This window comes from Acutalibacter intestini (genome assembly GCF_034334985.1).
GTDB lineage: Bacteria > Bacillota > Clostridia > Oscillospirales > Acutalibacteraceae > Acutalibacter > Acutalibacter intestini.
Window position 1 is genome coordinate 25,060 of record NZ_JAWXXL010000015.1, and the last position, 21,626, is coordinate 46,685.

Here is a 21,626-nt window from a genome sequence, read left to right on the forward strand (position 1 = left end):
TTTCATTTTTTGAAGGAGGAAAGGATTATGGCTAAAGCACGAAAAGACGAGCGTGGCAGAGCGCTCAGGAAAGGAGAGGTACAGAGAGCGTCGGACAAGCGTTATATGTATACCTACATAGACCCACAAGGTCGGAGAAAATTTATATATGCGCAGGATTTAGCGACGTTAAGGGAAAAAGAAAAGCAGTTAATGAAGGATCAGTTGGATGGGCTGGATTTGTATGTTGCAGGGAAAGCCACACTGAACACCACATTTGACCGCTATATGTCTACAAAACATGATTTAAGAGCGACTACGAGAAGTAACTATGTTTATATGTATGATCGCTTTGTCAGAGAGACATTTGGCAAAAAGAAAATTGCAGACATTAAGTTTTCAGATGTACTTCAGTTTTATCTCTACTTGCTTGACGATGGAAGTTTGTCGATAAGTACTTTGGATTCTATTCACACATTGTTGCATCCGACATTTCAACTTGCGGTGAGAGATGAAATTATCCGCAACAATCCGTCGGATGGAGTTATAAAGGAAGTAAGCAAAGGTAAAACGAGGGGAATTCGACATGCATTGACACTTGAACAGCAGAGGGCCTTTATGGATTACATCGCCAATCATCCTGTGTATTATCATTGGTGGCCGTTATTTGCTGTGTTGCTTGGAACGGGATGCCGAATCGGAGAGGCACTTGGGATTCGATGGGAAGATTTGGATTTTGAAAATAGGATTATCAATGTGAACCATAGCATCGTTTATTATCCGATTGGAAAGTCAAGAACATCGGTTCAGAGGATTTCCAAGCCGAAAACGGAAGCTGGAATCAGAACGATTCCTATGCTTGATACTGTGTATGATGCTTTTCAAATGGAACGGGAGGAGCAGGCAGAGACAGGATTCAATGAAACTGAGATTGATGGGATGAAGGGATTTGTCTTTGTCACACGATTTGGTTCTGTTCCGAATCCACAATCCGTTAATCGTACAATCAAGCGGATTACTAGCAATTACAATGCAGAGGAAACTGTGAATGCAAAGAAAGAGCGGCGTGAACCGGTTATACTGCCGGATTTTTCCTGTCATCATTTAAGGCATACCTTCTGTACCAGGTTATGCGAAAATGAAACAAACTTGAAAGTGATTCAGGCGGTTATGGGACATCGGAACATTGAAACTACGATGGACATATATGCTGAAGCTACGGATCGCAAGAAGCAGGAATCTTTTGATAGACTGTCAAAATTGGATATCTTTTAAGAAGGGTTTTTGCGTAATAAAGCTGACAACAAAACCCCTGCGATGACAACAGTTTGACAACAAATTTGCGTTTTTTCTGATGTAATATGAAGTGATACAAATTAGTGAAAAACCAGTAAACGAAAGGATTTGAAGTAATATGAATAAGGTTGAATTTGGTGCGGAACTATTCCCGACGATGAAGCCCCTCTCGGACTGATAGACAGAAAATAACGAGGTTTTGACAGCTTTTGCCGGGTTTCGTTAATCCAAATTTACCCCGAAAAAAGGGGTTTACGACAAATTTACGACAAATGACTTCAAGGGCAAAGGTGGATTTTTACGACAAATCGCTGTCGTAAACACCGTGAATCGAAAATCGTTAATCCAGTGGCTACATTGGATTAATGGTAAAAAAGCCTTGTAGAATGGGCAGTTATAGCCGTTTACGACAGAAAAAACAGAGATATTTACGACAACGAAAACAGAGCTTCAATCTTATGGTTGAGGCTCTATTTTTTTGCCTATAAGCCGTATCCTTTTCTTTTTGCCCTTTTTCCGTATAATAAGGGTATCAGGAGGTGCAGCAGATGAAGCAAAAGAATTTCCATATATATTTAACCGAGCAGGAACGCACGCAGGTCATTAGCGCTTTGATTGAACTCCAAAACAGCCTTATAGCACAACGGTGTTGTTTACACCGTTGAAGGCAACTCCGGCGATAGCTGCCGAATCAATCAGTATTCCGTAGGAAATTATCAGATATTTGGGTTCGGTGTGCCACAGTATTAAGGCAACCCCGCACAATTCTAAGCACCGTCTTGCTTGCAGATTTTCCGTGATAGCGTACAGCTTTCGCTTGTCAATGGTGAGATTGACGGCGCTCAATCTGTACACTCTGAAGAAAAATCTGACTGCGCAATACGGTACTTAGAATTGTGCGGTATTGCCTTAAAAAATCAGCCGCCTGAAATGAAGGCGGCTGATACATAGAAATCACGAACAATTCAAATTCACACACTTGTATTCTTCGAGAAAACGAAATATAATATAGACATAAGTTTATTCGGAGGTGCGGCGTGGATTGTATGACCTTAAAGGAAGCCAGGGAAAAATGGAATATCTCTGCTCGTATGATTAACTATTACTGTGCGGCCGGTCGCATTCCCGGTGCAGAAAAGAAAGGTACAGTTTGGCTTATACCGATAAGTGCTAAGAAGCCCATTGATAGAAGACGAAAAAAAGAAATTAACATTCAATAAACATTCTGTTTGCTATACTGGTTGTGAATATCTATGAAATGGAGAAAAAATATGCGGTTGCTTATTATTGAAGATAATAAAAGTCTTGCCAATTCCATGAAAACAGGGTTGGAAAAGGCAGGGTTCTATGTTGATCTTTCATATACTGGAACTGAGGGTGAAGAACAAGCATTTGTAAATGGATATGATGCCATATTGCTTGATCTTAATCTGCCTGATAAAGATGGAATCGACATACTGAAATTTCTACGGTCGGAACATATAGAAACCCCGGTTATTATAGTAACTGCACGAGATGAAATAGAAGAGCGGGCATTAGGATTGGATTTAGGTGCAGATGATTATTTGACAAAGCCATTTCAGTTGCTGGAGCTGCGGGCACGAGTGTAGGCTGTTATTCGTAGATTTTATGGGCGTACAAATCCCATTATAGAAGTGGGAGCGTTGACAATTCACCCCGCTTCTCGAAAAGTCATGTGGAACAATAAGGAAATTTTACTTGCGACCAGGGAGTATGATATTTTGGAGTACATTGCTGAAAGGCACCCAGCTATTGTATCAAGTGAAGAAATTGTTGAGCATGTTTATGATGAAAGCTTCGACCCGTTCTCTGCGGTTTTGAGGGTACATTTAAGCAAATTGCGTAAAAAATTGACAATCGTGACAGGTAAGGACATTTTGATGAACACACGAGGAAAGGGGTATTCCTTATGGATAAACGAATGAGTGCCCGTATCAAAATCAGTGGTATTATTCTGTTATTTTCCGCTATGGTAACAGGTCTATTTATTCTTTCCTTGCTTTGGTTTGGAAAAACGGTTCAGAATATGAAGCCTTCTCAAAGCAGTATTTATCTTGTTACAACAGAGGACTATGTGAATATTTTGGAAGGGAACTACTTTATGCCCGCCGGTACAGGAAATATTATGGGGATAGAGGATTATAATAGCCGCCTGCAAAATGAAATTCTACAAAAACTGTTGCCTGTTGCGGGTGGTTTTCTGATATTGTTTGCGTTTCTTTCTCTTTGTCTTTGGAAAGTATTACAACGATTTCAAAACAAACAGATGTTAGATGTTGCAAAGTCTCTTGTTGCAGAAAAGAGCAATGATAAGGTTATAAGCAACACTGCTATTATGTCTGTATATCAGACTTTACAGCAACAATTTAACAATCTACTGGAGGACAACAAACGGCTCTATGCCTATTTATCTCATGAGCAGAAAAATGCTATTGCTGTCTTGCGTACCAATTTGGAACTCTCAGGTCAAAATGACTATTTAGAGGCGATGGATGAACTCTCTAATGGCATTGATGATATTCTTACCCTTAGTGAAACAGCATCCACTGCTATATTAGTTCCTATTGATGTTTCTCTTATTTGCGCAGAACTTTATGATCGTTACCAAAAGATTTACAGCAAGCTTACTTTTGATTTTGACGGTAATGAGGACACGGAAATCATGGCAAAAAGCCGCTGGATTTACCGTGCAGTTTCAAATTTACTGGATAATGCTATAAAGTATGGCTGCGGTAAACCAATTTCTCTTTCGGTTGAGGTAAGAAAAGGTAGCGTTATTGTAAAAGTACAGGATCAAGGGATCGGCATAGAAAAAAGTCATCTGGATAAAATTTTTCAGAACCGTTATCGCATAAATGAACTGAATAAAAATGGATATGGCATTGGACTTTCCTTGGTTTCCTATGTGTGTGATTTGTGCGGCGGCTTTATTATGGCAGAGAGTGAACCCGCACATGGAACAACATTTTATCTTTCTTTTCCGCAGGCAAGAAAGGATTAGCATTCAGTTAACATTTGATGTGTTATACTCGGAGTGTCAATCAAACAAAGGAAAGGAACAAACTATGTATATCATTTAAAATGCACTTAAAAATTTAGCAAGGAATAAAGGACGGAATCTGTTAGTAGGAATCATTACATTTTTCCTTATCTTATCCACCACGGTCGCTTTGACCATAAACTCAACCACTAATGAGATTATCCAAGATTACAAAACTCGTTTTGGATCAAAGATTTCGTTTCAAGTTGATTTTGATAAGCTGATGGCAGAAAATTCTAATAATCAAAATGGAAATATGAGCTTTCCCACAGCACCAAACATCACTTCTGAACAATATATCCAATTTGCGGATTCAGAATATCTGAAAACATATCAAATGGATATACTTGCCCGGATTGGCATCCCCAAACTTGAACCGATAGGCGGTCGCAAAGGTGGTGCAACATTTTATGGGGAACATGGCGAAGAACAGGCGGCCTTATCGTATGACGCAAAACTTTTGGCTTATTCTGATACAAACAGCCTTCCTGACTTTGCAGATGGGCTAAGAAAGATCATAGAAGGTAAAACGTTTGCAAAGGCTAATGAATGCCTTATTAGTACAGACTTTGCCAACTTAAATTCACTCACAGTTGGAGACTCTTTCTCTGTTACGGAAGTCATGGGTCGTCAAGAAGTAACATTAACTGTATCCGGTATTTATGCAGACGCTACACAGGCAACGCCTGAAGCAGTAGAAGGCGTGATTTCCTTAGATGGAGCTTCGGCAAACCGACGCAACGAAATATTAGCACACATGGACACGATGGAACAATGCTTTGATGTGAAAAATCTTGCAGTCCATGCAGAATATGAATTGAAGTCACCGGAATATCTGAGGGCTTTTACAAAAGAAGTAAGAGAAAAAGGACTTCCTGATGTATATACGGTCGTTACAGATGAAGAAAGCTACAATAAAATTGTTACTCCGGTAGAAGGTCTTGCAAAAATTACAATGACTTTTATAATTGTTGTCTTACTGATTGGTGGAGCAATTCTGTTGTTAGTCACTGCAATGGCAATTCGGGAACGCAAATATGAAATAGGCGTACTGCGTGCAATGGGGATGAAAAAGGCAAAGGCTGCACAAATGCTGGTGATTGAGATGGTGACAATTACAGCTATTTGTTTAGTCGTAGGGCTGGGAATCGGAAGCGTGCTTGCACAACCTGTTGCTGATGTGTTGATTGCCGGACAAGCAGAAACAGCTCAAAATTTGCAGGCGATTCAGGTTCATTTAATGCCCGCAACATCACTTCAGATTGCGTTGATTGCTTTGTTGCTGGCTTTGCTGTCTTCAATAGCTGGTGTGATTTTTATTACGAAATATGAGCCAATGAAAATTCTTTCGGAAAGGAACTAAGGTGAATTATCATGAGTATTTTAGCTTTAGATAAGGTATCTTATCAGTATGAAGGTGCCAAAAAGAATGTTTTGAAAAGTATTACAATGCAGTTTGAACATGGAAAATTATATGTAATCATGGGAAAATCTGGAGCCGGAAAAAGCACACTTCTTTCTCTTATATCCGGGCTTGATCTATCAACGAGCGGTGATGTTCTTTTTAATGAGAAGTGCCTTCGCCAAGTTGACCGTGATGATTACCGTGCAAAGAGTATTGGCGTTATTTTTCAAGGGTACAATTTACTTATAGATGCAACCGCATTAGAAAATATTATTCTTTCCATGAATATTAGTGGAAGTCATCTCAAAAATAAAAAGCAGTTTGCAATGAATCTTTTAGAGAAAGTCGGAATTGATGAAGAAACTGCAAATCGAAAAGTTTTGAAATTGTCCGGTGGTGAGCAGCAAAGAGTGGGGATTGCACGGGCGCTTTCACACGATCCGGAAATCGTGATTGCAGATGAACCAACCGGAAATTTGGATGGCGATACGGAAGAAAACATTATGTGTATCTTGCAAAGTTTGGCCCATAAAGAAAATAAGTGTGTGATTGTTGTTACTCATTCTAAGCAGGTTTCAAAATATGCAGATGAGCTTTGGGGGCTTAATCAGGGGAATTTGGTTTTTGTTAAATGAGTGATATAAAGAGAAAACAAAAATGGATTTTATGCCCTGTATGCGGCAGTAAAACTCGTGACAGAGTTAGAGAGGATACCGTATTGAAAGATTATCCTCTCTACGGTCCGAAGTGTAAACAGGAAACATAGATCGAAGTTAAGAATTCACAAATAACATTTATCAAAGAGCCGGACGCATAGACGCAGAGCCGATGAATGAGTGAGCAATCACCGTTTGTCGGCTCTGTTCTTCATATAGAGTAAAAAGCAGTCTTACGGCTACTTTTTAGGGCAGTATCAATTAAGGCTTTTGCAGTTGCTTTAACGATTTCCAACGACCGTTCATCGCAAGCTGAAAGCATACGGAGGAGATTTTCTACCTCGGAATCTTTGGACGGCTTCTCAGGGTAGAAAATCGAATCCGCAGAAATGTTCAATTCCCGGACGAGCTTATGTAAAACATGGAAACTCGTTTTTTGGCCCTCGTTTTCGATTCGGTATAGGTATCGCTCGGTAATATCTACTTTGTTTGCTAACGCTTCTATGGTGATCCCGGCGTTTTCACGAGCTGCCTTAATGATATGCCCAAGCATTTCAGGTTTATTATGAACTTACAGTCCACCTCCATATATAATTATACTGATTTATGCCATCTTTATAATGGCAAAGCAATTCAATTATAAGTAGACTGAAAGTTCGTAAATAACTGAACTATAAAGAAATATGAGCCCTGCCAAATAAAAAAAAGAGGTTTTGACAGGGCGATTCAATATGCCTACACCCTCCAATTCTGAGTTTTTTGATCGGAGGTTTTTTAATGCGCTGGATTATTCTGGCGTTTCGCTGCTTGTGATGAACAGCGAATATTGAACTGTTACAAAGGCATTATCAGAAAGCATTTCATTGAAAAAAGCATTTACCCCACAAAGGGGCAATGCGGCTCGCATACTGAACTGATATGTCATAAATATAATGAAACAGACGCACTTGCACGGCAAAATTTGTCGCTATGCAGGTGCGTTTTTATATTTTGTGATATTTTGAGCTTTTATAGCGTTGGTTGCCGTTCACCACCTTTCGGTCTAAATTTTTACATTTTTGAAAATTCAGACCGGAGGTAAAGAAAATGGCAAAAAGCCAATTAGATGTTCTGAAAGAGCATTTTCAGAGCGAGTGCAAGGTTATCAATTTGAAGTACGAGTATGAGGGATACACAGGCGAAGAACAATGGGCAATCATTACAGAACTGTCCGAAAAAGAACTGTTTGAAAAATACCCTGATATTATATCCCGTTAAATACCGTTTGTGCTGTTGTCTGTTGAACAGGGAAAATGCGATAAGTGCGACAATATGGGTTGGGACTATATCATTTATGAAAGACGCACTTCCACCGGAGACAAGGGGTATAGGAATAATGAATGATGATGATAAAAAGGCAAAGCAGCTCAAGTATGAAGTCCCGTTGTGGCATAAAGCGAATTTATCAATCGATGAAGCAGTTGCCTATTCCGGCATAGTCAGGGCAAAACTCTATGAAATGACGAATAGAGAGGATTGTCCATTTGTCTTGTGGATAGGAAACCGCAGAGACATTAAACGAAAGGCATTTAATGAGTATATTGAAAAAGCGTATTCCGTTTAGGAGGTATCAGAATGGATGATGAGGTAATCAGATATAAAAAAATATTGGAAGCAAGAAGCGCTGACAAACCGATATGGGAGAAAAAACGTCTTTCTATTGAGGAGGCGGCAGCGTATTCCGGTATCGGGATAACAAAGCTCAGGCAATTATCACGGCAAAAGAAATGCCCGTTTGTAATGCCGCTTGGCAATCAGGTCTTTATTGTTCGGGAAAAACTTGACAGATATATTAAGGACAGGGACAGAATTTAAGGAGGTTCAGTTATGGCGAAAGAAAAACGAAAAGACAAATCAAGAGTTAGCTTCATGTTGGAGAACTCCAGTGAAATGATGGCACTTATCAATATTCTTGGATGGACGCAGATCATAAACGGCGTTATGTATATGCAAGGTCTTTGGATGATCTTCGTGCTAAGGAGGCACAGATTGAAAAAGATAAAAGCGACGGCATTAAGACAGAAGCCCGGTACACCACAGTAAATGAACTTTATGAGCCATGGAAGGTTCTCAAGCGAGGTTTGAAGGCAATACCTTTGAAAACTATCAATATATGTATGATACCTTTGTTCGTCCCAAAATCGGGCAGCATCGCTTTTCCACCAGATATGAAAAACGCGCTTACTTATTTTTTGCTGTTGCTCTTCTTGCCTCCATCCTCCTTTGGGTTACTTGACACCCTCTCTAGGGCTTGTTTAAAACATTGAAAACGCCTTCTTTTTGCCCAAAAGAGGCCTCTTTCCGCGTGGAAGATCCTCGTCAACCGCTCGGTTGACTTGCGGGACTCTCCTTGAAATGAACCTCCCTTGGTCAAAATTCGTCTTTCGCTCTATGTTCAAACAAGCCCTAGTTACGGAATAATCGTACCATAGGCATCAGAATATGCCGCGCGATGCACAAGCCACTGAAACCGCCCGCTCTTATGGAAAATAAAGCGAAAGCTCACGGCACAGAATTCGGCAAAAAATCCCACTTGCAAATTGGGTGAAAACTGTGTATAATAGTAAAGAATACAAATGTATTCCTCAAAAGTGATCGTGAGCCCTTACCTCTTAAGCTGTGGCAGTGTTTATAAAGCCTCTTTCTGCGCAGGGAACAGATGATAGGAAGAGTGGTGTATATGATCACACCGCATCATAAGGCGGGCTCAACTTTCTATTGGGGGATGTAAAGGTTTCGACGGGGGAGGGGGACCCTGGTAAGCGGGCAGTGGAGCTGGACCACTATAAAACCGGCAACTTTTAAAATTAAACGACAACGACTTTGTTGCTGTTGCTGCTTAAATAAGCAGCCGTTCTTGCCTGGAATACCGCGGCCGGGACAGGAGCGTTGATGAGCGGTGAACGTGAGCCCGGGGGCCGCCTTTGACCCGAGCCATGACCTAGAGGGCTACTAAAAGCCGGAGCGTGCTTTTGCGCGTCGGCCGGAGGGAATGTAAAAACAAAAGCTACGCCCGTAGAAAGCCCCGGCGACTCTTTTTCGGACGCGGGTTCGAATCCCGCCATCTCCACCACACAGAAAAGCGCACTCCTAAGCGGAAAACCGCCGGAGGGCGCTTTTTTACTGGGTTTTTCAAACCATGATTCTATTTTGCCGATTAAGGTTTTCGAGTTTCAAACGCCCTTTTCAACTCAAAAGTGTTCAAGAAAGTGTTCAATTTTTCGGCTGGATTTCGCCCAGCATCCGACCAAAGAAATCCGTCACCTTCTGGCTCTCGGTATCCGTATAGTCGGCCTGGGCCTGCTGGTAGATCTTTGTCAGGGTGGACTTGTCGCTCCACCCGCCGTAGAGCATGATGTACTGGTCCGGCACGCCCAACAGGTGGGCCATGCTTGCGTAATAATGGCGGAGGTCGTGGAACCGGCAGCGCTCCATTCCGCACTGGCCCCGGAGGTTGGCGTAGTGTTTGTAAATCATAGCCGGGGTCATATCGCAGAGCCGGTCGCCCGATTCCTTGTCCTTGACCGCCTCCCGTATCTTGGCAATCACTTCTTTGGGCAAGGGCGCGACCCGCTCCCCAGCCTGGGTCTTTGGCGCCGGCTTGATTTCCCATTGCTCGTTCTGGTTCCGCACCATCGACTTGTTGACCCGCACCCCGCTGTCCAGAATATCCTCCACCAGCAGCGGCGCGATTTCTCCCTCCCGCAGGGAACCCATCGCCGCCAGGATAATGGGTATCTCCACGTCGGTGCCAGCGGCCAGGGCCAGCAGGTCCTTTATCTGTTTGTCTACCGGCACCACCGCCTCATATCGCTTTTTCTGGGGCAGGGTTGCCGCCGGGCGAAACTCCGGCAGGAACATCCCCAGCGCGGCGGTCAGCAGGCCGTAGATATTGGAAACCGTTTTCGGCTTGTGCCCCACCGTCTCCACATTGATTGCCCTCTGGATAACTTCGTTTGTCAGGTCGCACAGCCTGACCTTTTGCAGCTCGGTCAGACTGTTGCGGCAGATGGTCCGGTAGCTGCGGATGGTGGAGGGCGACAGCACGTTCTCTTTGCTGTCCGTGTAGCGTTTCAGGGCCTCCCCCACCGTCATGCGGTTCTCCTTGTGGGCGTCCTTTTGATTGGCCAGGAAATCCGCTGCCAGGAACTTCACCGTGTTCTTGTCCTCATGGGTGAATGACTTCCGGCAGCGCTTGCCGTTCTCGTCCATGTAGAACACCAGCGTTCGGTATTTGCCGGACTTCGTTTTCGTGATTTTCGCCATAGAAAAACCTCCTGGGTATGGGTTGCAAAGCCTACTCGGAGGTGGTATAATCTACTTGTTTCATAGCAGTTTATCCGCTTCGGGTAAGCCTGTTTCTTTGCCGCTCTCGGTGTCGACTTGGTGCCAGCCAAGTCGTGAGTACACGGGGGCGGCTTTTTATTGTCCAAAATAACTGTCAACATCCAAGTTCCCAAATTTGTACCAGCAAACAGCTTTTTTCATGAAATCCTCACTAACATCAAAATAATCAGCGAGTTCCCATAGCTCTGTAAATCCAGAGCTCACCGCATTGTCCAGCTCGTCCTTCGGGACGAGCATTTTTATTGCCTGTTTATCTGCATGGCGCTCATGCTTCCCACGGACATCAAGCCCGGAATGGATGTTATAGAAACTACCGGTTTCAATATGCCCCATTTCATGCGCAAGAAAAACTTTTTCCTCCTGAGAGTTTTTCATCTTGTCAACGTCCATAGCAATCAAGCCCTCGGGCAGTGAAAAAGAAACAACCTCTCGCATAGGGAAATAGTCAACGTCTACACCCTCCTGCTCTGCCCGCTGGTACAGGTCAAGCAGGGTCATTTGTCACCGCCGCCTCTCTGGCTTTTCTTAAATCTGATATAGTCGAGGATGTCCTGCTTTTCATTGTCGGTCAGGTCGTGGATTTCGCCGGAGAGGGCAAAGTCGATGCCGGAGAGCTGCTGGTCCAAGCTGGGTTCATCTTCATAGCTGTTGATGTCGCGGAGGATTTTATCGTTGTCTAAACGGAAGAAAGGATCGCTGACATTGCCTAAGAGATAATCTGTACTTACAGAAAAATAATCTGCGATAGCTTTCAAGTTCTTGGCCGATAGGGTTTTTGTTCTACCAGCCTTTAAGTCGCCCATATTTCCACGGCTAATTCCTAAGTCGTTACACATTCGACCTGGCTTTATCCCTTTTTCCGAACATAAAGAAGCGATTCTGTCATACAATTCTGCCATAATATAGCACTCCTTTTTGTGCATAACGCTAAAAGCACTAAATTTAGCGCAAACCGCTTGACTTGCACTTAGAAAAGTACTATAATGCAAACATGGCGAGCGCTGAATCAAGTACAATGATTAGTGGTACATTCATAATAGTACAAGAAAAAGTACTTGTCAACACTATTTTTATGGAAGGGAGGTGATTTGGTGAACTCGTCCAAATTTACCCCATTTGGTTTGTGCGTAAAGATAGAACTCGTGCAGCAAGGCAAAAGCCAAAAGTGGTTAGGGGATGAAATCAAAACACGGACGGGCTTATATGTTGACAGTGGGTATATGTATAAGGTACTCACTGGGCAGAGGCCAGCCCCAAAAATCGTTAAGGCGATTTGTGAGATTCTTGGTTTGCCCGAACAGAACATGAAATCTGCTTGAAAGGAGCAAAACATGACAGTCAAGAACATCCACGGCCGGCGGGCTATCGACAGCCGCGAAGTAGCGGAGATGGTGGAAAAGAACCACAAGGAGTTGCTTCGTGACATTCGCAAGTACGTTGAGATTATGGAAAAGTCCGCAGAAGTTTCGCAGCGCAAAATTGCGCCGTCAGATTTCTTCATTGAAAGCTCGTTTGAAAATCGTGGGAAAGAGTACCCCTGCTACCTCATCACCAAAAAAGGCTGCGACATGATTGCCAACAAACTCACCGGCGAGAAAGGCGTCCTCTTCACCGCCGCCTATGTGACGGCCTTTGAGGAGATGCAGGAGGCGCTTTCCGCAAGCCGCCGCCCGCCAGAAATTTCACCCGCAGCGCTGGCAAAGCTGATCACTGCTAACTCAAAGGCGCTTTATAACACCGGAGCAACGCCGTTCGAGGTGACGGAGATGATTTGCGACACCTATACCACCTGGAACGTCCCCGTTCCCCGTGTCTTGCGGAATAGAACATCTACGCAAATGTCTTTTGCCGATTTTCCATCACTACAACCAGGTGCAGAGAGGCCCTTGCCAGGCTGATAGCTAGGCAAGAGAAAGACAGCGCATAGCGCGGAAGGGAACAAACAAAATGAACGACATCATCACCATCAAAGGCGTCAGGGGGTACCTAGATGCCACCGGCACGGCCCCAGCTGAATCTGGAGGATGTTTCCAGGGGGCTGGGGTTCACGCAGGAAAAGAGCGGCATTGAGTATGTAAAGTGGGAACGCGTTGAAAGCTATTTAACGGAACTCGGTTTTCCCCACAAGTGGGGAAAGGGTGATTTTATTCCTGAGAACATCTTCTACCGCCTAGCCATGAAGGCCAAGAACGAGGCCGCGCAGGTATTCCAGGGCCTAATAGCCGATGAGATACTCCCCAGCATACGCAAGACCGGTGGGTACATAGCTGGTCAGCAAGATATGACCCCGGAAGAGTTGATGGCAAAGGCCATGAAAGTAGCTGATCAAATTCTAGCCGCACGAGATGCCCGGATTGCCAACTTGACAGTGCAAAACCAGATAATGGCTCCGAAAGCCGACTATTTCGATGAACTGGTGGAGCGCAACACCCTGACCAATTTCCGTGAGACCGCCAATCAACTGGGCGTTCCGCAAAAGAAGTTCATCGACTTCTTGTTAGAACGCAAGTATCTCTACCGGGACAAGCGGGGCAAGCTGATGCCTTACGCTGACAAAAACGACGGCCTGTTCGAGATGAAAGAGTGCTTTAACGATAAAACCAAGTGGGCAGGGACCCAGACACTGGTCACCCCGAAAGGCCGTGAGACGTTCCGGCTACTTTATCTTGGCGGGGGTAAGAAAGGAGTTACCGCATGAATAGTAGAAAATCTGAGATTGAGCACGAAAAGCACGTGGTCGGGGTAGCCAAGCTAATAGACGAATTGGGAAAGACAATGTTGGATGCAGGCCAACCGCCGAGAGTGATTGCCTTGCAGGCGCAGATCACTTGCAATCAATACGGCGTGTCTTTAGAGGAAGTCGCCAAAGCCCAGATCATTCCCTGGACATTGAACGCTCCCTCAGCTATGGACGACTTACAGAAACAAGACCCGCGCCTTTATGCCTACTGCCTCCAAAATAAATATGAGGTGCAGAAAACCAGACATGGGCTGTTTGTTACTGGTGGTCCTGACCCAAACGACCCTCTTGATTTTATGTCGCTTGACCTTTTCCGGGCCATTGTCTATGCAGTTTGGGAAGGGCGAGAAAGCTCTCTTGATGGCCCCGCATTACTTAGAGAGTTAGGAAAGAATCCCTTCGACGAAAAATAAAGCGCCCCAGTGAGTGCCGCAAACACTCACCAGGGCTTGCAGACCTACAACACTTAAACAGAAGCTAAGCCCGCAGGAATATTTTACCATACCTCCTGCTGGCTGGCAAGGAGGAAAACATGAAACAGGCAAAAATCATCAAAAAGCTATCCCTCGCCTACTGGGAGGTCTACTCCCGAAAGCTGAACCTTGTCGCCGCCGCCAAGGATTGGCGGGAAGCGGGCGGCAAGAAAGCTGCCCGGCCCATAGAGCGGCAGGTCAGGAAGGCAAAGCACACGCTGGACGGAATTGTGCTCTCTGCCCAAGCACTGGGTATCAGCTTGAACGAACTGCAAACCGCCAAGAACGAGACGAGCGAAAGGAGGTGACCCTAATGCCCCGAATCAAGCCCCTGACCCCAGAGGCCCGCATGGATCAGCAGCTGCTTGCCACCATCGACAAATACAAGCGCCTGGCCGGGATCCAGCGCTATGGCGACCTGGGGCCGCGCATGGGCCGCTGCGCCGCCACAGCGAACAGTCGGCTGAAAGCCCCCGGCACCTTTACCCTGGAAGAACTGCGGCGGCTGGTTCGTGCCCTGCACATTCCGCCGGATGACTTGCTGCTGGCATTCTACGAGAACCCGGAAAGGAAGTGACTCCAATGTACACCCCACAAGACTATCTCCTGTTCTTCCTGGCCATTGCCCTTTTTCTGGGCGGTCTGGCCCTGCTGGGAACCATCATTGAGTGGCGAGAGAACAGGAAAGCCCAACGGCGGGAACACCAGCTACATAATCTCAACCGCCGGGAGGAATTTCACCGCAGGCACGCCAGCTACCTGGCACAGATGCAGGAAGTGCTGGAGAGCGTGGAGGGGAGGAAAGGCGCGTGAAACACAACCTCACTCCTACCCTTTCCCGCCTGGGCGGCTACTTGGCCCAGCTGGAACAGCAGCACGCCCCCAGCGCCTATACCCAACCTTTTCGAGAGGCGCTGGGGGCATTGGAAAGGCTGCGGGCGCTCCAAGAGGAGACCCAAGCAAAGCAAAAGGCCCTATTCGCACACGCCGCCAAGCCAAGCGAATAGAGGCCGAAAACCACCCCGGAGGGCTACATCTAGTATAGCACATTCCTCCGGGAAACACAAGGAGGAATTTTCGTGAAAACACAGCTTCGCCCCCTGTCCCCGATTGAGCGGGAGGTGGCCGAGCAGAACGCCTACATGATTTCCCGGTTCCTTGCGGCCAACCGGCTCCCAGCAGATGACTGGTGGGACGTGGTAGTATTCCGCTACCTGCTGACCGTAAAAAACTGGTTTTCCCGCCCGGAGTTGTACAAGTACGAATTCAGCACACTTGCCTGGCAGGGAATGCGGTCGGCGGTAGATAATGAGCGGCGAAAGCAGAGCCGCCGCATTCAGACCATCAGCCTGGATGAAGTCATACCCGGTACAGAGGGCCTCACCTGGGCCGACATGGTGACAGAGGACAACTTGGACTACACCCCATACTTGGAGGTGAGCTGAGTGAAAACCAGTTTTGATGTGGAGTATCTGCCTGAGCGCCGTAAAAATGGGGCCAAAGAAGCGCCGGAAATTACGGAAATCAAAGGTTTCCTGGCTTGTAAGCACCAGAATATGCGCTTTGAATATGACGATGAACGGCAGGCATACAACCGCCTGAGAATCATTCAGCGTTTTCGCAGGAATAACGAACTGCGGGAGGTGTTCGACTGCTATCGGTCGGATAGGTGCGTGTACGTGATACGGACCAAGAAGAAAAGCCACCCGGAAAAAGGAAAGGAGACAGCTATATGCTGAAAATCAACCAGTTAGAGATAGAGAACGTCAAGCGCATCCGCGCGGTGAAGATTGAGCCCAACCAGAGCGGCCTGACCATCATCGGCGGGAACAACAACCAGGGCAAGACCTCGGTGCTGGACTCCATCGCCTGGGCCCTGGGCGGCGACCGCTACCGGCCCAGCGCGGCCACCCGGGATGGCTCCAACATCCCGCCCCGGCTGCATATCGTCATGAGCAACGGTCTGGTGGTGGAGCGCAAGGGCAAAAACAGCGACCTGAAGGTGACCGACCCGGCGGGTAACAAAGGCGGTCAGCAGCTTCTCAACGAGTTCGTCTCACAGCTGGCCCTGGACCTGCCCAGGTTCATGCAGGCCAGCGACAAGGAGAAGGGCGACACCCTCCTGCAGATCATCGGCGTGGGAGACAAGCTGGCGGAGCTGGAACGCCAGGAGAGCGACACCTACAACCGCCGCCGGGCTATCGGACAGATCGCGGACCAGAAAGCGAAGTTCGCCAAAGAGATGACCTACTACCCCGACGCGCCCAAAGAGCCGGTCTCCATCAGCGAACTGCTCAGCCAGCAGCAGGCCATCCTCGCCCAGAACGGCGAGAACCAGCGCAAGCGGCAGCTTGCCGCCCAGCTGGAACAGCAGAAACAGGCCCTGCGCCGCCAGCTTGATGAAATTCAAGAGCGGTACGACGCTGTGTGCAAGGACTGCGACATCGCCGCCCGGTCGGCCCAGGACGTGCAGGACCAGTCCACCGCTGAGCTGGAGCGGAACATCGCCGATATCGAGGCCATCAACGTGAAGGTCCGGGCCAACCTGGACAAGGAAAAGGCTGAAATGGATGCCAACGACTACAGCCAGCAGTACGCCGCCCTCACCGCCCAGCTGGACAAGACCCGGCAGGAAAAGGCCGACCTGCTGAACCACGCCGAGCTGCCCCTGCCCGGGCTCTCGGTGGAGGAGGGGGCCCTGACCTACAACGGCAAGCGCTGGGACAGCATGAGCGGCAGCGATCAGTTGAAGGTGAGCACGGCCATTGTGCGGAAGCTCAACCCTAACTGCGGGTTTGTGCTGCTGGACAAGCTGGAACAGATGGACCTTGCCACTTTGCGAGAGTTCGGGGCCTGGCTGGAGGGCGAGGGCTTGCAGGCCATCGCCACCCGGGTTTCTACTGGTAAGGAATGTTCGATAATTATCAGTAACGGATACTCCGAGCCCCAGAAAGAAGAACCATCTACCACATGGAAATCAGGTGAATTTTGATGCGAGAGAATTTGAAACAGGCTCGGAAAGAGGCAGGATTCTCTCAGCAGACTATGGCTGAAAAAATTGGGATTCATGAGCGCTACTACAAATCTTTGGAAAGCGGTGAACGCTTGGGCGCTATATGGATTTGGGATGTCATAGAAGATATTCTCGGCGTTAATCAGCGGTTTTTGCGAGAAATTCATCCCGACAAAGAAGATAATCTGTAGACACTTCAAGCCTATCAGCGATTTGTACTAAAACTTCAAGTGAAGGTTCTCTATTCCCGCTTTCGTAGTTACGATATGAGCGCAGACCGATTCCCAAATAATCAGCCATTTGTTGGGCGGTAATCCCACATTTCTTACGGGTTTCATTGAGCCGTTTACAGAACATATCTTGCACCCCCAAAATTTATACTTGACAATGTACAAATTGTACACTATAATATCAATGCGCGATAGTGCTCAATTTGAGCACTGAAGAGATTGCTTCGCTAGTGAAACATCAAAAAGGACAGGAAGTGCATAGATGGGAAAGTTTATCGACCTTACAGGTCAAAGGTTTGGGCGGCTGACTATCACGGGACAAGCCCCTCCCAAGTATGGACGTGTAGCATGGCGATGTATTTGTGAGTGTGGTAACACTGTAGTTTGTACATCAAATGACCTACGGCGCGGCTCCGTGAGTAGCTGTGGGTGTTTGAGAAAAGAGGTTGCCGCCGCTAAATCCCATACTGCGGGCTTGATACGAGGTACTCAGCTGGAAAAGCACGGCTTTTCCAGGACCAGGCTATATGGAGTATGGAAAAACATGCACCAACGCTGTACCAATCCAAATAACAAGTCCTATCCAGATTATGGTGGACGCGGAATCAGCGTTTGCCCAGAGTGGGACGATTTCAGCACGTTTCATAAATGGGCTATGGAAACCGGCTATGACCCTTATGCCCAATTCGGAGAGTGCACCATTGACCGCATTAATAATGATGATGGGTATAAGCCCCAGAATTGCCGCTGGGTAACTCTGAACACCCAAGCAAATAATCGAAGGAGAAGAAAAACTCATGCAAATCATTAGAGGAAAAATACAGAAAGCCCAGAAGTGCTGTCTGTATGGCCCCGAAGGCATCGGTAAATCTACCTTTGCCAGTCAGTTCCCCGACCCGCTGTTTGTTGACACGGAGGGGAGCACAAAACACCTGGACGTAGCCAGAATGCCTGCGCCTACCAGTTGGCAAATGATTCTGGACGAGGTCAAATATGTACGTGACACGCCCAATGTCTGCCGCACTCTAGTCATTGATACGCTGGACTGGGCCGAACGCCTCTGCATTGACAGCGTATGCGCGAAAGCCCAAAAGGATGGGCTGGAAAGTTTCGGGTATGGCCGCGGCTACGTCTACGTGGCCGAGGAGTTCGGCAAGCTGCTGAACCTGCTGGACGAGGTAATCGACCGGGGCATCAACGTGCTGGGCACCGCCCACGCCAAGATGCGCAAGTTCGAGCAGCCCGAGGAGACCGGGGCCTACGACCGCTGGGAGATGAAGATGAGCAAAAACGTGGCCCCCCTGGTGAAGGAATGGTCGGACGCGCTGCTTTTTGCCAACTACAAGATACTGACGGTGCGCTCCGGGGAGGACAAAAAGACCGTCAAGGCCCAGGGCGGGCGGCGGACTATGTACACGGCTCATCACCCTTGCTGGGACGCAAAGAACCGCTGGGGCCTGCCGGAGGAAGTGGAGTTCGATTACAGCGCCATTACACCCCACATCTACATAAACGGCGGGGCGGTGAGCACGACCGCACCTGCCCCGATACCTGCCCCGCCGCCGGTCAACACCCCCGCCGTGCCTGCCGCCGAACCTCCCGAGCCTGACCCGGCTCCGGCAAAGGCTGAGCCGACACCTGCCCCGGCAGATCATCAAGAGCAGTTGACTATTGATGTCAACCCCAACCTGCCAAAGGCCCTCCGCGATCTGATGGTACAGAACCAGGTTACAGAGGATGAGATTCGCCTGGCGGTGAGCCAGAAGGGCTACTACCCCGAGGATACCCCTATTGAGAATTATGACCCGGAGTTCATTCGCGGGGTGCTGGTGGGGGCATGGAACCAGGTGTTCGCTATGATTATGAGTAACCGCGATTTGCCGTTCTAAAGGCAGAAGGAGGAATTATCTATGGGAATTGTGGACTATGACCGCGAGCTGGACTGGGAGGACGTAATCGAGAACGACGGCCCGGAATTTACCCTGCTGCCCCCGGGGGACTACGACTTTACCGTTACCGATTTTGAACGGGAGCACTACTCTGGCGGGGCCAAACTACCCCCCTGCAACAAGGCCGTGCTCTCCATTACCATCGACGCGCCGGAGGGCCGGGCGGTGATCAAGCACAACCTGTTCCTGCACTCCAAGTGCGAGGGCCTGCTCTGCGCGTTCTTCAGCAGTATCGGCCAGCGCAAGCATGGGGAAAAGCTGAAAATGAACTGGAGTAAGGTGGTGGGCTCCAAAGGCCGGTGCAAGGTAGGCGTCCGGGAGTGGGTCAGCGACCGGGACGGGGAGAAAAAGCAGAGCAATGAAATCAAACGATTTTACGAGCCTGTGGAGAAACCCGCCCAGGGCTTTAAGGCGGGTGAGTTCTGATGGAACTGCGTCCATATCAGCAGGAGGCCCGGGCCGCCGTGGAAGGCCAATGGGACGAGGGAGTCCGGCGCACATTGCTGGTGCTGCCAACGGGGTGCGGCAAGACCATCGTCTTCGCCAAAATCACCGAGGACTGCGTAAAGGCCGGCCAGCGGGTGCTCATTCTGGCCCACCGGGGCGAGCTCTTAGACCAAGCGGCGGACAAAATCAAGAAGTCCACCGGCCTGGGCTGTGCGGTGGAAAAGGCCGAGCAAACCAGCCTGGACAGTTGGTTCCGGGTGACGGTGGGCTCCGTCCAGACCCTCATGCGGGAGAAGCGGCTGAGCCAGTTTGACCCCGGCCACTTCGGCACCATCATCATCGACGAGGCCCATCACTGCATTTCCGACAGCTACCAGCGGGTGCTCCAATATTTCGAGGACAGCAACGTGCTTGGCGTTACCGCCACCCCTGACCGGGGAGATATGCGAAACCTGGGCAGCTATTTCGAGAGCCTGGCCTACGAGTACACCTTGCCCAAAGCCATCCGGGAGGGCTACCTCAGCCCCATCAAGGCCCTGACCGTGCCCCTTAAGCTGGACCTGTCCGGGGTAGGGGTAAACGCCGGAGACTTCAAGGCGGGCGACCTGGGGGACGCCCTGGCCCCCTATCTGCACCAGATTGCGGAGGAGATGGGCAAGTACTGCCGGGACCGTAAGACGGTGGTGTTCCTGCCCCTGGTGAAGACCTCCCAGAAGTTCCGGGACATCCTCTGCGAAAAGGGTTTCCGGGCGGCGGAGGTCAACGGGGAGAGCCAGGACCGGGCACAGGTGCTGGCCGACTTCGACAGCGGTAAGTATAATGTGCTGTGCAACTCCATGCTGCTGACCGAGGGCTGGGACTGCCCCTCCGTGGACTGTGTGGTGGTGCTGCGGCCCACAAAGGTGCGGTCGCTCTATAGTCAGATGGTGGGGCGGGGTACGCGTTTATATCCCGGCAAAGACCACCTTTTACTGCTGGACTTCCTCTGGCATACCGAGCGCCACGAACTCTGTCACCCCGCCTCGCTTATCTGCGAGAACGAGGAAGTGGCCCGGAAGATGACCGAGAACATCGAGGAGGCAGGGGTGCCGGTTGATTTGGAGCAGGCCGAAAAGACCGCCAGTGAGGATGTGGTCGCTCAGCGAGAGGAGGCTCTGGCCAAGCAGCTGCGGGAGATGCGAAACCGCAAGCGCAAGCTGGTGGACCCCTTGCAGTTCGAGATGTCCATCCAGGCCGAGGACCTGACCGGCTACACGCCCTCCTTCGGCTGGGAGATGGCCCCGCCCTCTGAAAAGCAGGTGCGGGCCCTGGAAAAGCTGGGCATCTTCCCGGACCAGATCGACAACGCGGGCAAGGCGGCAAAGCTCCTGGACCGGCTGGACGCCCGGCGGCAGGAGGGGCTGACTACCCCTAAACAGATCCGCTTTTTGGAGCAGAAGGGTTTCCGGCACGTGGGCACCTGGGACTTCCAGGCGGCGCGGAACCTCATCGACCGAATCGCGGCCAACGGCTGGAGGGTTCCATACGGAATTACTCCATATGAATATAGAGGAGAGTAGACCATGAGGGAAAATCTCAAAAACGCCCGCAAGGCCGCTGGGCTAACTCAGCAGGCGATGGCGGAAAAGTTAGGTCTAACACTGCGCCACTACCAGAAAATCGAATATGAGGAAGTTAGCGGTTCATTCGAGGTTTGGGATGCCTTGGAGGACCTTCTGGGGGTACATCAACGAATACTTCGAGCTTCCTCAAATAATCATCTCGGCCCAAAAGGAAATCAGTAGGAACATCAAATAGATTTGCTAATTTTATAAGCATCTCAAAATCTGGTTCACTATCAGCGCTTTCGTATTTCTGGTATGAGCGAAGAGGAACACCTACTGCATCTGCTGTTCTTTGGAGGGTATATCCACGGAAAATGCGTGCTGCACGAAGCCGGTCATTGAACATTTTCGAACCTCCTAACAAAAAGCTCTTGACTTACGCCTTAT

At 48.5% G+C, this 21,626-nt stretch carries 31 protein-coding genes, 1 other RNA gene and 3 pseudogenes; 29 read left to right on the forward strand and 6 right to left on the reverse strand.

Annotated elements, in window-relative coordinates; all coding sequences use genetic code 11:
• Positions 1-27: 27 nt before the first annotated feature.
• From U8U68_RS11860 to U8U68_RS11900, 9 genes and pseudogenes are all read left to right on the forward strand, one after another.
• The gene (locus U8U68_RS11860) at positions 28-1,254 is read left to right on the forward strand and encodes a site-specific integrase (RefSeq protein ID WP_322201026.1); all 1,227 of its coding nucleotides are present in this window, start codon (positions 28-30) and stop codon (positions 1,252-1,254) included.
• Between the two features lie 663 nt (positions 1,255-1,917).
• Positions 1,918-2,025 (forward strand): annotated as a pseudogene (locus tag U8U68_RS11865) (CHAP domain-containing protein); the annotation flags it as partial.
• A gap of 296 nt (positions 2,026-2,321) precedes the next feature.
• Positions 2,322-2,495 carry a helix-turn-helix domain-containing protein gene (locus tag U8U68_RS11870; protein WP_437124429.1) on the forward strand — a complete coding sequence of 58 codons (174 nt, stop codon included), beginning with the start codon at positions 2,322-2,324 and terminating at the stop codon, positions 2,493-2,495.
• Between the two features lie 33 nt (positions 2,496-2,528).
• Entirely contained in the window at positions 2,529-2,885 is a 357-nt protein-coding gene (locus U8U68_RS11875; RefSeq protein ID WP_322201030.1) for a response regulator, read from the forward strand.
• Between the two features lie 54 nt (positions 2,886-2,939).
• Positions 2,940-3,221: a winged helix-turn-helix domain-containing protein gene (locus tag U8U68_RS11880; protein WP_322201032.1), complete on the forward strand. Its 282-nt coding sequence runs from the start codon at positions 2,940-2,942 to the stop codon at positions 3,219-3,221.
• Positions 3,206-4,297: a sensor histidine kinase gene (locus tag U8U68_RS11885; protein ID WP_322201034.1), complete on the forward strand. Its 1,092-nt coding sequence runs from the start codon at positions 3,206-3,208 to the stop codon at positions 4,295-4,297. Before U8U68_RS11880 ends, U8U68_RS11885 begins: the two co-directional genes overlap by 16 nt.
• A 169-nt stretch (positions 4,298-4,466) precedes the next feature.
• Complete coding sequence (locus U8U68_RS11890) at positions 4,467-5,699, forward strand: ABC transporter permease (RefSeq protein ID WP_322201036.1); 1,233 nt, start codon at positions 4,467-4,469, stop codon at positions 5,697-5,699.
• A gap of 11 nt (positions 5,700-5,710) precedes the next feature.
• Positions 5,711-6,376: an ABC transporter ATP-binding protein gene (locus U8U68_RS11895; RefSeq protein ID WP_322201038.1), complete on the forward strand. Its 666-nt coding sequence runs from the start codon at positions 5,711-5,713 to the stop codon at positions 6,374-6,376.
• Positions 6,373-6,504 (forward strand): annotated as a pseudogene (locus U8U68_RS11900) (cysteine-rich KTR domain-containing protein); the annotation flags it as partial. The gene U8U68_RS11895 and the pseudogene U8U68_RS11900, both read left to right, overlap by 4 nt.
• 104 nt (positions 6,505-6,608) lie before the next feature.
• On the opposite strand, the gene U8U68_RS11905 reads toward U8U68_RS11900, so the two are convergent.
• Positions 6,609-6,950: a helix-turn-helix transcriptional regulator gene (locus U8U68_RS11905; RefSeq protein WP_322201042.1), complete on the reverse strand. Its 342-nt coding sequence runs from the start codon at positions 6,948-6,950 to the stop codon at positions 6,609-6,611.
• Between the two features lie 533 nt (positions 6,951-7,483).
• Between U8U68_RS11905 and U8U68_RS11910 the strand changes: the two genes are divergently transcribed.
• From U8U68_RS11910 to ssrA, 5 genes are all read left to right on the forward strand, one after another.
• Entirely contained in the window at positions 7,484-7,654 is a 171-nt protein-coding gene (locus tag U8U68_RS11910) for a hypothetical protein (RefSeq protein WP_322201044.1), read from the forward strand.
• A 76-nt stretch (positions 7,655-7,730) separates the two neighbouring features.
• Entirely contained in the window at positions 7,731-8,000 is a 270-nt protein-coding gene (locus U8U68_RS11915) for an excisionase (protein ID WP_437124428.1), read from the forward strand.
• 11 nt (positions 8,001-8,011) lie between these two features.
• Positions 8,012-8,251: an excisionase gene (locus U8U68_RS11920; RefSeq protein WP_322201046.1), complete on the forward strand. Its 240-nt coding sequence runs from the start codon at positions 8,012-8,014 to the stop codon at positions 8,249-8,251.
• Positions 8,252-8,263: 12 nt separating this feature from the next.
• Positions 8,264-8,479: a hypothetical protein gene (locus tag U8U68_RS22790; protein WP_496196379.1), complete on the forward strand. Its 216-nt coding sequence runs from the start codon at positions 8,264-8,266 to the stop codon at positions 8,477-8,479.
• A 678-nt stretch (positions 8,480-9,157) separates the two neighbouring features.
• Positions 9,158-9,509: a transfer-messenger RNA gene (ssrA, locus tag U8U68_RS11930) on the forward strand.
• A 140-nt stretch (positions 9,510-9,649) separates the two neighbouring features.
• Here the strand turns inward: ssrA and U8U68_RS11935 are convergent.
• From U8U68_RS11935 to U8U68_RS11945, 3 genes are all read right to left on the reverse strand, one after another.
• Positions 9,650-10,702, reverse strand: coding sequence for a site-specific integrase (locus U8U68_RS11935; protein ID WP_322201051.1), 1,053 nt, complete (start codon positions 10,700-10,702; stop codon positions 9,650-9,652).
• 156 nt (positions 10,703-10,858) lie between these two features.
• Entirely contained in the window at positions 10,859-11,281 is a 423-nt protein-coding gene (locus U8U68_RS11940; RefSeq protein ID WP_322201053.1) for an ImmA/IrrE family metallo-endopeptidase, read from the reverse strand.
• A complete protein-coding gene (locus U8U68_RS11945) occupies positions 11,278-11,682 on the reverse strand; it encodes a helix-turn-helix domain-containing protein (RefSeq protein ID WP_322201055.1) in 405 nt (134 codons plus the stop codon). Before U8U68_RS11945 ends, U8U68_RS11940 begins: the two co-directional genes overlap by 4 nt.
• Positions 11,683-12,114: 432 nt before the next feature.
• On the opposite strand from U8U68_RS11945, the gene U8U68_RS11950 reads away from it, so the two are divergent.
• The 11 genes from U8U68_RS11950 to U8U68_RS12000 all read left to right on the forward strand — a co-directional run bounded on the left by U8U68_RS11950 (position 12,115) and on the right by U8U68_RS12000 (position 17,200).
• Entirely contained in the window at positions 12,115-12,681 is a 567-nt protein-coding gene (locus U8U68_RS11950; RefSeq protein ID WP_322201057.1) for a Rha family transcriptional regulator, read from the forward strand.
• Between the two features lie 92 nt (positions 12,682-12,773).
• Complete coding sequence (locus U8U68_RS11955; protein WP_322201059.1) at positions 12,774-13,481, forward strand: phage antirepressor KilAC domain-containing protein; 708 nt, start codon at positions 12,774-12,776, stop codon at positions 13,479-13,481.
• Positions 13,478-13,936 carry a hypothetical protein gene (locus tag U8U68_RS11960; protein WP_322201061.1) on the forward strand — a complete coding sequence of 153 codons (459 nt, stop codon included), beginning with the start codon at positions 13,478-13,480 and terminating at the stop codon, positions 13,934-13,936. Before U8U68_RS11955 ends, U8U68_RS11960 begins: the two co-directional genes overlap by 4 nt.
• Positions 13,937-14,055: 119 nt before the next feature.
• A complete protein-coding gene (locus U8U68_RS11965) occupies positions 14,056-14,304 on the forward strand; it encodes a hypothetical protein (RefSeq protein WP_322201063.1) in 249 nt (82 codons plus the stop codon).
• 5 nt (positions 14,305-14,309) lie between these two features.
• Complete coding sequence (locus U8U68_RS11970) at positions 14,310-14,573, forward strand: hypothetical protein (RefSeq protein WP_322201065.1); 264 nt, start codon at positions 14,310-14,312, stop codon at positions 14,571-14,573.
• A gap of 5 nt (positions 14,574-14,578) precedes the next feature.
• Positions 14,579-14,809, forward strand: a complete 231-nt coding sequence (locus U8U68_RS11975; protein ID WP_322201067.1) for a hypothetical protein — start codon at positions 14,579-14,581, stop codon at positions 14,807-14,809.
• Entirely contained in the window at positions 14,806-15,003 is a 198-nt protein-coding gene (locus tag U8U68_RS11980) for a hypothetical protein (RefSeq protein WP_322201069.1), read from the forward strand. The genes U8U68_RS11975 and U8U68_RS11980 overlap by 4 nt, the downstream gene beginning before the upstream one ends.
• Positions 15,004-15,075: 72 nt before the next feature.
• Positions 15,076-15,441 carry a hypothetical protein gene (locus tag U8U68_RS11985; protein WP_322201071.1) on the forward strand — a complete coding sequence of 122 codons (366 nt, stop codon included), beginning with the start codon at positions 15,076-15,078 and terminating at the stop codon, positions 15,439-15,441.
• Positions 15,442-15,735: a hypothetical protein gene (locus U8U68_RS11990; protein ID WP_322201073.1), complete on the forward strand. Its 294-nt coding sequence runs from the start codon at positions 15,442-15,444 to the stop codon at positions 15,733-15,735.
• Positions 15,729-16,988 (forward strand): ATP-binding protein, encoded by a 1,260-nt coding sequence (locus tag U8U68_RS11995; protein ID WP_322201075.1) that lies wholly within the window; start codon positions 15,729-15,731, stop codon positions 16,986-16,988. The genes U8U68_RS11990 and U8U68_RS11995 overlap by 7 nt, the downstream gene beginning before the upstream one ends.
• On the forward strand, positions 16,988-17,200 hold the full coding sequence (locus U8U68_RS12000; protein WP_322201077.1) for a helix-turn-helix transcriptional regulator: 213 nt from the start codon (positions 16,988-16,990) through the stop codon (positions 17,198-17,200). The genes U8U68_RS11995 and U8U68_RS12000 overlap by 1 nt, the downstream gene beginning before the upstream one ends.
• On the opposite strand, the gene U8U68_RS12005 is transcribed toward U8U68_RS12000, so the two are convergent.
• Entirely contained in the window at positions 17,148-17,366 is a 219-nt protein-coding gene (locus tag U8U68_RS12005; RefSeq protein WP_322201079.1) for a helix-turn-helix domain-containing protein, read from the reverse strand. The genes U8U68_RS12000 and U8U68_RS12005 overlap by 53 nt on opposite strands.
• Before the next feature lie 670 nt (positions 17,367-18,036).
• Here U8U68_RS12005 and U8U68_RS12010 point away from each other — a divergent pair.
• The 4 genes and pseudogenes from U8U68_RS12010 to U8U68_RS22400 all read left to right on the forward strand — a co-directional run.
• Positions 18,037-19,128 (forward strand): ATP-binding protein, encoded by a 1,092-nt coding sequence (locus tag U8U68_RS12010; RefSeq protein ID WP_322201081.1) that lies wholly within the window; start codon positions 18,037-18,039, stop codon positions 19,126-19,128.
• 21 nt (positions 19,129-19,149) lie between these two features.
• Positions 19,150-19,614 (forward strand): DUF669 domain-containing protein, encoded by a 465-nt coding sequence (locus U8U68_RS12015; RefSeq protein WP_322201083.1) that lies wholly within the window; start codon positions 19,150-19,152, stop codon positions 19,612-19,614.
• Positions 19,614-21,194 carry a DEAD/DEAH box helicase gene (locus U8U68_RS12020; RefSeq protein WP_322201085.1) on the forward strand — a complete coding sequence of 527 codons (1,581 nt, stop codon included), beginning with the start codon at positions 19,614-19,616 and terminating at the stop codon, positions 21,192-21,194. Before U8U68_RS12015 ends, U8U68_RS12020 begins: the two co-directional genes overlap by 1 nt.
• Before the next feature lie 57 nt (positions 21,195-21,251).
• Positions 21,252-21,308, forward strand: a pseudogene (locus tag U8U68_RS22400) (hypothetical protein); the annotation flags it as partial.
• A 1-nt stretch (position 21,309) separates the two neighbouring features.
• Here U8U68_RS22400 and U8U68_RS12025 read toward each other — a convergent pair.
• Positions 21,310-21,585 (reverse strand): helix-turn-helix domain-containing protein, encoded by a 276-nt coding sequence (locus U8U68_RS12025; RefSeq protein ID WP_166544090.1) that lies wholly within the window; start codon positions 21,583-21,585, stop codon positions 21,310-21,312.
• Positions 21,586-21,626 lie beyond the last annotated feature (41 nt).

Excerpts from the sequence above, each read along its gene's own strand:
- U8U68_RS12020 (WP_322201085.1), top strand. The coding sequence starts at position 19,614 with ATGGAACTGCGTCCATATCAGCAGGAGGCCCGGGCCGCCGTGGAAGGC.
- U8U68_RS11905 (WP_322201042.1), bottom strand. The coding sequence starts at position 6,950 with ATGCTTGGGCATATCATTAAGGCAGCTCGTGAAAACGCCGGGATCACC.
- U8U68_RS12005 (WP_322201079.1), bottom strand. The coding sequence starts at position 17,366 with ATGTTCTGTAAACGGCTCAATGAAACCCGTAAGAAATGTGGGATTACC.
- U8U68_RS12010 (WP_322201081.1), top strand. The coding sequence starts at position 18,037 with ATGCAAATCATTAGAGGAAAAATACAGAAAGCCCAGAAGTGCTGTCTG.
- U8U68_RS11965 (WP_322201063.1), top strand. The coding sequence starts at position 14,056 with ATGAAACAGGCAAAAATCATCAAAAAGCTATCCCTCGCCTACTGGGAG.
- U8U68_RS11875 (WP_322201030.1), top strand. The coding sequence starts at position 2,529 with ATGAAATGGAGAAAAAATATGCGGTTGCTTATTATTGAAGATAATAAA.
- U8U68_RS22790 (WP_496196379.1), top strand. The coding sequence starts at position 8,264 with ATGGCGAAAGAAAAACGAAAAGACAAATCAAGAGTTAGCTTCATGTTG.
- U8U68_RS11920 (WP_322201046.1), top strand. The coding sequence starts at position 8,012 with ATGGATGATGAGGTAATCAGATATAAAAAAATATTGGAAGCAAGAAGC.
- U8U68_RS12000 (WP_322201077.1), top strand. The coding sequence starts at position 16,988 with ATGCGAGAGAATTTGAAACAGGCTCGGAAAGAGGCAGGATTCTCTCAG.
- U8U68_RS11910 (WP_322201044.1), top strand. The coding sequence starts at position 7,484 with ATGGCAAAAAGCCAATTAGATGTTCTGAAAGAGCATTTTCAGAGCGAG.
- U8U68_RS11970 (WP_322201065.1), top strand. The coding sequence starts at position 14,310 with ATGCCCCGAATCAAGCCCCTGACCCCAGAGGCCCGCATGGATCAGCAG.
- U8U68_RS11860 (WP_322201026.1), top strand. The coding sequence starts at position 28 with ATGGCTAAAGCACGAAAAGACGAGCGTGGCAGAGCGCTCAGGAAAGGA.
- U8U68_RS11945 (WP_322201055.1), bottom strand. The coding sequence starts at position 11,682 with ATGGCAGAATTGTATGACAGAATCGCTTCTTTATGTTCGGAAAAAGGG.
- U8U68_RS11895 (WP_322201038.1), top strand. The coding sequence starts at position 5,711 with ATGAGTATTTTAGCTTTAGATAAGGTATCTTATCAGTATGAAGGTGCC.
- U8U68_RS11885 (WP_322201034.1), top strand. The coding sequence starts at position 3,206 with ATGGATAAACGAATGAGTGCCCGTATCAAAATCAGTGGTATTATTCTG.
- U8U68_RS12025 (WP_166544090.1), bottom strand. The coding sequence starts at position 21,585 with ATGTTCAATGACCGGCTTCGTGCAGCACGCATTTTCCGTGGATATACC.
- U8U68_RS11955 (WP_322201059.1), top strand. The coding sequence starts at position 12,774 with ATGCCACCGGCACGGCCCCAGCTGAATCTGGAGGATGTTTCCAGGGGG.
- U8U68_RS11935 (WP_322201051.1), bottom strand. The coding sequence starts at position 10,702 with ATGGCGAAAATCACGAAAACGAAGTCCGGCAAATACCGAACGCTGGTG.
- U8U68_RS11915 (WP_437124428.1), top strand. The coding sequence starts at position 7,731 with ATGAAAGACGCACTTCCACCGGAGACAAGGGGTATAGGAATAATGAAT.
- U8U68_RS11975 (WP_322201067.1), top strand. The coding sequence starts at position 14,579 with ATGTACACCCCACAAGACTATCTCCTGTTCTTCCTGGCCATTGCCCTT.
- U8U68_RS11940 (WP_322201053.1), bottom strand. The coding sequence starts at position 11,281 with ATGACCCTGCTTGACCTGTACCAGCGGGCAGAGCAGGAGGGTGTAGAC.
- U8U68_RS11870 (WP_437124429.1), top strand. The coding sequence starts at position 2,322 with ATGACCTTAAAGGAAGCCAGGGAAAAATGGAATATCTCTGCTCGTATG.
- U8U68_RS11995 (WP_322201075.1), top strand. The coding sequence starts at position 15,729 with ATGCTGAAAATCAACCAGTTAGAGATAGAGAACGTCAAGCGCATCCGC.
- U8U68_RS12015 (WP_322201083.1), top strand. The coding sequence starts at position 19,150 with ATGGGAATTGTGGACTATGACCGCGAGCTGGACTGGGAGGACGTAATC.
- U8U68_RS11950 (WP_322201057.1), top strand. The coding sequence starts at position 12,115 with ATGACAGTCAAGAACATCCACGGCCGGCGGGCTATCGACAGCCGCGAA.
- U8U68_RS11960 (WP_322201061.1), top strand. The coding sequence starts at position 13,478 with ATGAATAGTAGAAAATCTGAGATTGAGCACGAAAAGCACGTGGTCGGG.